Annotated in this window: 6 protein-coding genes and 2 pseudogenes; 3 read left to right on the plus strand and 5 right to left on the minus strand. The window is 50.7% G+C overall.

What is annotated here, in order from left to right; translation table 11 throughout:
* Positions 1-137: 137 nt before the first annotated feature.
* Positions 138-1,274, minus strand: coding sequence for an endonuclease/exonuclease/phosphatase family protein (locus tag ACM9J1_RS12730; RefSeq protein ID WP_415582438.1), 1,137 nt, complete (start codon positions 1,272-1,274; stop codon positions 138-140).
* Between the two features lie 133 nt (positions 1,275-1,407).
* Here ACM9J1_RS12730 and ACM9J1_RS12735 point away from each other — a divergent pair, with 133 nt between their 5' ends.
* The 3 genes from ACM9J1_RS12735 to ACM9J1_RS12745 are packed head-to-tail and all read left to right on the plus strand — an operon-like array spanning position 1,408 to position 6,167.
* On the plus strand, positions 1,408-4,203 hold the full coding sequence (locus tag ACM9J1_RS12735) for a carboxypeptidase-like regulatory domain-containing protein (protein WP_415582440.1): 2,796 nt from the start codon (positions 1,408-1,410) through the stop codon (positions 4,201-4,203).
* A gap of 11 nt (positions 4,204-4,214) precedes the next feature.
* The gene (locus ACM9J1_RS12740; protein ID WP_415582441.1) at positions 4,215-4,826 is read left to right on the plus strand and encodes a choice-of-anchor J domain-containing protein; all 612 of its coding nucleotides are present in this window, start codon (positions 4,215-4,217) and stop codon (positions 4,824-4,826) included.
* An 18-nt stretch (positions 4,827-4,844) separates the two neighbouring features.
* Positions 4,845-6,167, plus strand: coding sequence for a DUF5689 domain-containing protein (locus ACM9J1_RS12745; protein ID WP_415582442.1), 1,323 nt, complete (start codon positions 4,845-4,847; stop codon positions 6,165-6,167).
* Positions 6,168-6,251: 84 nt separating this feature from the next.
* On the opposite strand, the gene ACM9J1_RS12750 is transcribed toward ACM9J1_RS12745, so the two are convergent.
* The 4 genes and pseudogenes from ACM9J1_RS12750 to ACM9J1_RS12765 all read right to left on the minus strand — a co-directional run.
* Positions 6,252-6,644 (minus strand): VOC family protein, encoded by a 393-nt coding sequence (locus tag ACM9J1_RS12750; RefSeq protein ID WP_415582443.1) that lies wholly within the window; start codon positions 6,642-6,644, stop codon positions 6,252-6,254.
* A gap of 104 nt (positions 6,645-6,748) precedes the next feature.
* The coding region (locus ACM9J1_RS12755) for an OmpA family protein (RefSeq protein ID WP_415582451.1) at positions 6,749-6,925 on the minus strand (177 nt) is incomplete at its 5' end.
* A gap of 1 nt (position 6,926) precedes the next feature.
* A pseudogene (locus ACM9J1_RS12760) lies at positions 6,927-7,000 on the minus strand (hypothetical protein); the annotation flags it as partial.
* 1 nt (position 7,001) lies between these two features.
* Positions 7,002-7,390: pseudogene (locus tag ACM9J1_RS12765) on the minus strand (carboxypeptidase-like regulatory domain-containing protein); the annotation flags it as partial.
* Between the last annotated feature and the right edge of the window lie 759 nt (positions 7,391-8,149).

Consider the following 8,149-nt stretch of genomic DNA (forward strand, 5'->3'; position numbering starts at 1 on the left):
GTATATTTTCGACAAACGAAATACAATCTACACCATGGTCAATGGCCATAAAAAAAGACCCGATGAACAGGTCTTGATTTTATTTCTTGAGAAACGCTCCGTGTCGGTTCTTGCTCTCGTTCGACGTTTGACTCTGCTTATCTCTTCTCCTTAATCAAATAGATATACACCGGAAAGTGGTCACTATACCCAACTTCGGTAAGCGAGTGGCGCAACGGATAACCTTTGTATTGGCCCACGGTCGTGATCATGAAAGGCTTGTTGTAAATCCCGGCTTTCCAATAACGCCAGGAAGAATAATCGTTTTCCTTGATGAACGGCTGGGTGAACATGATGATGTCGAAAATATCCCAAGCATCGCGGTACGCGATCGTGCCGTGGCCTTTGTTGGCCATTTCCTCAAACGGGTTGTAAATGCCTTTGGCTTCTACTTTTTCTTTCTTGCCCTTCGCCCCGATTTCAACTTTAACCGATTTGTTGAAACTGCCGTCGTTCAAATCGCCGAGGATGATGACCTTCGCATCCGGATTGATGGTTTGAAGTGAATCCGTGATTTTGCGGGTCAACCTTGCGGCAGCTTCGCGATATGGCGCACTTTTCTTCTCGCCGCCAGAACGCGATGGCCAGTGGCAAACGATGATGCTGATTTCTTCACCGTCGAGTAGCCCTGTTACCAGCAGTTGGTCTCGGGTGTAGATGCGCGAGCCTTGCGCGTCGTCGGTTTTGTCATCGGTGGCTTCTTCTTGTTCTTTCTTTTCCTTGCCCGCTTTCTCTTTGTCGCGCGCCGTTAAATCCTTGCTGTAGATATACAACGGAATGTTCTTGTAACTCGTAGGCTTGAAATGTTTCTTCTGATAGAGCAAGCCAACGTCGATCCCGCGCTTGTCGGGCGAATCGAAATGGACGACACCATAATCAAATGCCGTCAATTGGGAGTCGCGCACCAAATCTTCCAACACGCCGCGGTTCTCGATTTCCGAACAACCCAAAAGCGTCGGTGCGCTGTGGCTGCCTTGTTTGCCTTGTTCCACTTTCCCGATGCCGGAAATCACTTTACCCAGGTTTTTGAGTTTCTGTTTGTATCGCTCGCCCGTCCAGTTCTGTGCACCTTTCGGCAACCATTCTTCGTCGTTGTTCGGCTGGTTGATGGTATCGAAAAGGTTCTCTAAGTTCCAAAACGCCACCGTGTGCACCGCATAGGTCTTTTCCTGTGCTTTTGCTCCTAAAATTGAGGATAACACAATTAAAAGGGCGATTGACTTTTTAATTTTCATAAATGTGATGTTATTTTTAGGTCAAGATTTGAAAATCTTCGGCGTCAAAAGTAAATAATAATATGAAATCATGTACATTTGCGGGCTGTTAAGTTTTTATTAACGCTTAGAACATTTAACTCAATTCCTTTTTATGAAAAAACTAGTTTTCAGTGTCTTATTTGTAATCCAAGCTGTGGTAGCTGTGGCGCAGACAGGACTCACCGGAAAAGTGGTCGATTCCAAGACGCAAAAGCCGTTACAAAACGTGGTGGTTTCTATCCAGAACACCAATTTCACCCAGCTTACCGACGTACTCGGTAGCTTTACATTCACCGGTTTGGACGCAGGCTCGAGGCTTGTCCAAATTAAAAGCGCCGGTTACAAAGACCAATTGTTGCCTGTCTCGATTACCGAAGGCAGCGTGACAGACCTGGGCACGGTTGTTCTTGAAGAAGACATCACTGCCGAACAAGAACTCAGCTTGATTACCATCACCGAAAACGATTTGGGCGACGACAACTCAGGTTCCGAAAGCACTTCTGGCCTTTTGCAAGCCTCGCGTGACGCCTTCCAGCAGTCTGCAGCCTTCAACTGGGGCCAGGCGCGTTTCAGGATCCGTGGCCTTGACAATGAATACGGCACGACGATGATCAACGGCATCATCATGAACAAAATATACGACGGCAGGCCGCAGTGGAGCAACTGGGGCGGCTTGAACGACGCTACCCGTAACCAAGAATTCACCATGGGTTCTGCACCGTCTGATTATACATTCGGCGGCATTTTGGGTACGCAGGAAATCAATACCCGTGCGTCCATTTACCGTCCGGGCACCAGGATTTCATTCTCCGGGACCAACACCAACTACAGTTGGAGAACCATGGCCACACACGCTTCGGGCATTTCGCAAAGCGGCTGGTCATTCGTAGTTTCCGGCGGACGTCGTTGGGCTACAGAAGGTTACTTTGAAGGCACGGATTACAGCGCCAACTCCTTGTTCGGAAGCGTTGAAAAGCGCTTCAATGAGAAGCACTCTTTGGGCTTGGTTGCTATTTACGCACAAAACAGCCGCGGTAAAAACTCCCCGAACACAGACGAAGTAACCCGTCTGGCGGGCGAAACCTACAACTCTTACTGGGGTTGGGACAACGGTCAGAAGCGCAACTCGCGTGACAAAGACGTAGAAGAGCCTATCGTGATGCTCACGCACTACTGGAAAATGAGCGACAAGACCAACTTGAATACAACTTTGTCTTACCAATCGGGGCATATCGGGAACAGCAGGCTGGATTTCCCAGATGCCGACAACCCGGACCCAACCTATTATAGGAAATTACCTAGCTATTATACTTCTTTGTATGATGGCACAACTTACGTGGGCGATACGCCAGAAAACATTGCGAACGCTGCGGCCGTGTCTTTCAACGACCCAACAACGCGTCAAATCGATTGGCAGTTCATGAAAGATGCGAACTTCGATATTCCCGACGGACGAAGCGTCTACGTATTGTATGAAGACCGTACAGACGACAAAACCATCACGGCCAACTCTGTGTTCAACAGCCAGATTGCCGACAACATCGTGATGAACGCCGGTGCCACTTACCGGAAACTGAAATCACACAACTTCCAGAACCTGCTCGATCTTTTGGGCGGACAATACTTTGAAGATACCGACAGCTTCTACAGCGGAAGCAGCGCACAATCAGATTTGAACAATCCGGGCAGGCTCGTGGTTGAAGGTGACGAATTCGGCTACAACTATAATTTGTTGGCCGACGTTATCGACGCATTTACGCAATTCAAATTCTCTTACCGTACGATTGATTTCTACTTGGCGGAATCGTTCTCGCGCTCAGAATACCAACGTGAAGGTTTGTACCGCAATGGTATTTACCCGAACAGCTCTTTCGGAAAAAGTGAGAAATACACTTTCGAAAACTTCGGTTTCAAAGGCGGTTTGACTTGGAAGATGACTGGCCAGCATTTGCTTAGCTTCAATGCGTTGCACATGACCAAAGCACCATCTTTGCGCAACACATTCCCGAATGCCCGCGTGAACGACTTCGTGGCCAACAACCTCGAAAGCGAGAACATCTCCAGCATCGACGCGAGCTACATCATCCGCGCGCCAAAATTCAAGGCCCGTTTGACCGGTTTTTATTCCATGGTGGAAAATGCGATGGAAACATCGTTTTTCTTTGGAGAGGGTATTTTCGAAGGCGATGACTCAGACGCGTTCGTAGCAGAAACGGTAACCGGCGTAAGCAGAAGGAATTACGGCGTAGAACTCGGCATGGAATACCAGATTACTTCTACTTTGAAAGTGACCGCGGCCGGAAACTACGGCCGTTACGTATATGCCAACAACCCGAATGTATCCATCAACAACGATGCATTGGCCGTTGACGATCAAGCCGCCAACACGCAAATTGATTTCGGACAAGCATACCTGAAAAACTACCGCGTGCCGGGAACGCCGCAACAAGCTTATTCATTGGGCTTGGAATACCGCGACCCGCATTTCTGGTGGATTGGCGTAAACGGAAACTTCCTTGCAGACAATTACCTTGACGTCTCTGCTTTGCTCAGGACAGAAAACTTCTTCCAGGATCCGAACGACCCGCTCGGATTGCCATTTGCAGACATTGACCAAGCGACCGCAGAAGGCTTGCTGAAGCAAGAAAAACTTGACGATTTCTTCCTGATGAACGTTACAGGCGGTAAATCATGGAGGTTCGGTAAAACAACTTTGGGCGTATTTGCATCGGTCAACAACGTACTGGACGAACTCTACAAGACCGGCGGCTTTGAGCAATCAAGGAATGCCAACTACCGCGAACTGAACCAAGACGTGAACAACCCTGGCGGCGTTCCTGCTTTCGGGCCAAAATACTTCTATGGTTACGGCCGCACTTATTTCGTGAACCTGTACATTCAATTCTAATATAAATGACTATGAAAAATCTTAGATATATCTTATTCGCAGGTTTGCTCGCCATGACGTTTGTGGCTTGCGACGACGACACTGACCTTCCGCCGTATGCGCCTATCTTGTTGGGCGAAGATTTCGACGAAGGCGCAGACAATATTCCATTGGTGGTGGAAGGCTGGACCAACTACGCTTCGGCGGGAACGGCCATTTGGAAACACCAAGTATTCAACGGCGACGGATATGCAGAATTCAACCCATTCGGTTCGGGAGAAGCGTCAAACATCGCGTGGTTGATTTCGAAAAAAGTGACGTTGGCCGAAAACAACAATGCGTATGTACGCTTTTTGGCTTCCCACGCGTTCTTATCCGACCCAGACAACAACAAACTTGAAGTATTTGCTTCGGATGATTTCGACGGAACCAACGTCAACACCGCCACTTGGACCGAGTTGACACCGGCCGCTTTGCCAACGCCTACCAATGATTTTTACGAATATGTTGATTCAGGTGAAATGAGCTTGTCAGCATTCAATGGCGATGTGTATGTAGCCATCCGTGTCACCGGATCAGGCACCAATAGCGCGCTCGACGGTGCTTACCAAGTGGACCGTTTCAGGATTTACGAAAAACAATAAATTGCTTATTTTTAAGATATGAAACTACAGTTTATCAAATCATTTGCGGTGTTGGCGCTGATGTCCGGTTTTGCGATCGGATGCGCCAATGATGACCATTATCCGGCCGAGGAATCTGAATGTGTAGATCCAGGGCTTACCGCCAATAAAACCGTTGCGTCGCTCGTGGCAGCGGCCAACAGTACCCCAACGCTCTACACTACCGACGACATCCTGGAAGCCTATGTAACATCAACCGATGAACGCGGCCAATTCTTTAAGAGCGTGTCATTCCAAACCATGCCGACCGATGGTTCAGAGCCGATAGGATTCAGCGTCGCCATTGACGACACCAACCTTTACACCAAGGATTTGTATCCGGGCCGTAAGGTGTTCATCAAACTGAATGGTTTGTATTATGCTATCGTAGACGGATCGCTTAAAATTGGTGGCCTTTTCGGAACCCAAGTAGGCCGTATTTCGCAATTCACCTATAAGAACAACATCATTCCTTCTTGCGACGAAGTGAGCGAAGACGATTTGGTCACCGAAATGTCTATCGGTGAAGCCAACAGCAACAGTGCGCTCAATCGTTTGATTGAAATCAGCGATGTTCAATTCGCCGAAGCTGAAATTGGCGAGCCGTACTATACCGAATCTTTGGATTTGGGCGGCGCTACCAACCGTACCATTACCGATTTGTTCGGAAGCCAAATGATTTTCCGCGTCAGCAGTTTCGCCAACTTCTCTGGCGATTTAATCCCGTCCACCAGCGGAAAAGTTCGCGGTGTGATGACCAAGTTCAGTTCAGACTTCCAGTTCCTGCCACGCAGAGGCACCGACATCATGCTAACCGAACCTAGATTGGCACCTGTGACGCCAATTTATGAGGAAACGTTCACGTCGAATTGGACGCAATGGGTAAAATTTAGTGTGGCTGGCGCTCAGGTATGGTCACTAAATACAAATAACCAAGGTAATCCGGGTAACTGTGCAAGGATGTCCGGGTTCTCGGGCGGCGCCCAAGTTAACGAAGATTGGTTGATTTCGCCAGCCTATGATTTGTCCGCGTTATCTAATGTCGTTTTGACGTATGACACCGCAACAGATTTTACCGGAAATGCGTTACAAGTATTCGTCTCAACAAACTATTCCGGAAGCGGGTCACCGTTATCGGCAACTTGGACGCCGGCCACCGGTACATTGGCCCCTACCGACTCCAATTTTGTATGGACCGGATCAGGCGCAGTGGATATTTCTGATTACGCCGGCACAACGATTTACGTCGCGTTCAAATACACTTCTACAAGTTCGACTGCGGCCACTTGGGAAGTTGATAACGTAAGGATTATCGAGAACTAATCCCAATTCATAAATAAATTAAAGGCCGCTCAACAGCGGCCTTTTTTATTGCTTTCCTGTCGCCCAAACGCCGTGGCCGAGTCTCTATATCATTTTTTCAGCGAGTGCGACGATATGTCCATCAGGGTCTGAAAAATAGCAGACTTTATCGCCCCAATCTCTTTCTTGGACCGGGCTTATCTCCGATGCTCCTATTTCAATGGCGTTTTCAAACTCGGTTTCGACGTCGTCAACATATAAGTATAGCTCGCATCGGGGAATCCCCTTTCCCCGATCTGGATGAGGCGTTTTTGCTCCCAGTATCTTAGCAATTCCTACATTAGGCATCAGTCCCAACTTAAAATTCCCGGCGAGTTGAAATTCCGTCATGCCCGGCACGTCTAAACTTGGCTGCATCCGCAGTAATTTCTCATAGAACGTCCTACTTTCCTGCTGCTTATCTACATACAGGATTGTTTCAATAAAGTTGATTCTCATACCCTTTCGAATAAGTTATCGTATTGTCTTAGATGCCTTCATAAAAAAAGTCCCGGAATTAATCCGGGACCTTTTCTGTATAGGTTTTGGTTTGTTCTCTTTTTTTAAGGTTGCGGTGCGCCCTTTACGATGATGAACTCCGAGCGGCGGTTCTGCGCGTGCTGCCCCTCGGTGCACTCGGTGCACGGTGCCTTAGGCTCGGATTCGCCGTAGCCCTTGCCCGAGATGCGGTCGGCCTTGATGCCCTTGGAGAGGATGTACTGCACCGTGGACTTGGCCCTNCTCTCGGAGAGGGACATGTTGTAGGCGTCGGTGCCGCGCGAGTCGGTGTGGGACTTGACCATGATCACCATCTCNGGATACTTGCCCATCGCCTGCACGAGCTTGTCCAGCTCGAAGGCGCCCTCGCGGGTGACGTTGCTCCTGTCGTACTCGAAGTAGATCTCGTTGAGGGTCACCGCCTGCGGCCCTACGATGGTCTCGATGGGCTGGAGGTCCGCCGCCACCGGCACGGTGCCCCCGGATGAGGCCGCCACCGGGAAGGTGCCGCTCTCATAACCGTCCCTGGAGGCCTGGATCGTGAAGGCCTTGTTGCAGTCCACGTTGTAGGTGACCTGCCCGTTGGCGTCGCTCTGCCTTGTCTCTATCACGTTGCGGCGGTCGTCCAGGATGGACACCTTCGCACCCGACAGCGGGGCACCCGTCTTGGCGTCCCTGACCGTGGCGATCAGCTCAACCGAACACACTGGGGTGGCCAGGTAGATGTTGTCGTTCCCGTCGCGGTTCGAGGAGAAGAAGCCTATCTTATTGCCCTCGCTGAAGGTGAANGCGAAATCGTCCTTGTTGGTGTTCACCGGCGCGCCCAGGTTCCTGGCCTCGCCCGTGCCCCCGTTCTCGGAGACGAACACGTCGTAGCCACCGAAGCCCTTGCGGCCCTGGGAGGCGAAGTAGAGCCTGCCCCCATCGGNGATGTAGGGGAAGTTCTCCTCGCCCTCGGTGTTGATGCCCCTGCCAAGGTTCTGCGGCTCGCCGTAGCCACCGTCATCCCCTATGGACACCTTCCAGATGTCGGTGCCGCCAACCGAACCCGGGCGGTTCGAGGCGAAATAAAGCGTCTTGCCGTCCTTGGAGAGCGAGGCGTTGCCCGTGGAGAAGTCCTTGCCGTTGAAGGGCAGCGGGGTGACCTTCTCCCACGATGAACCGTTACGGGTGGCCCTGAAGAGGTACACCTGGCTGCGCTTCTGGCGGTCGCCGCCCACCTTCTCCTTCTCGTACTGCTTCTCCAGGAAGCTCTCCGAGGAGAAATACATCGTATTGCCGTCGGCCGAGAGGGCCGCAGGGCCGTCGTGCCAACGGGAGTTCACCCCCGATACCGGGGTCGGCTGGGCATAGGTCCCGTCGGTGTTCCGCACCGATTGGTATAGGTCAAGGTATGGCTCCTCGTTCCAGCCGTAGGTCCGCTTGGCCCCGTTGCGCGCCGAGGCGAAATACAGTATGCCGTCGCC

The sequence above is a fragment of the Flavobacterium longum genome (genome assembly GCF_965137575.1).
Lineage (GTDB): Bacteria > Bacteroidota > Bacteroidia > Flavobacteriales > Flavobacteriaceae > Flavobacterium > Flavobacterium longum.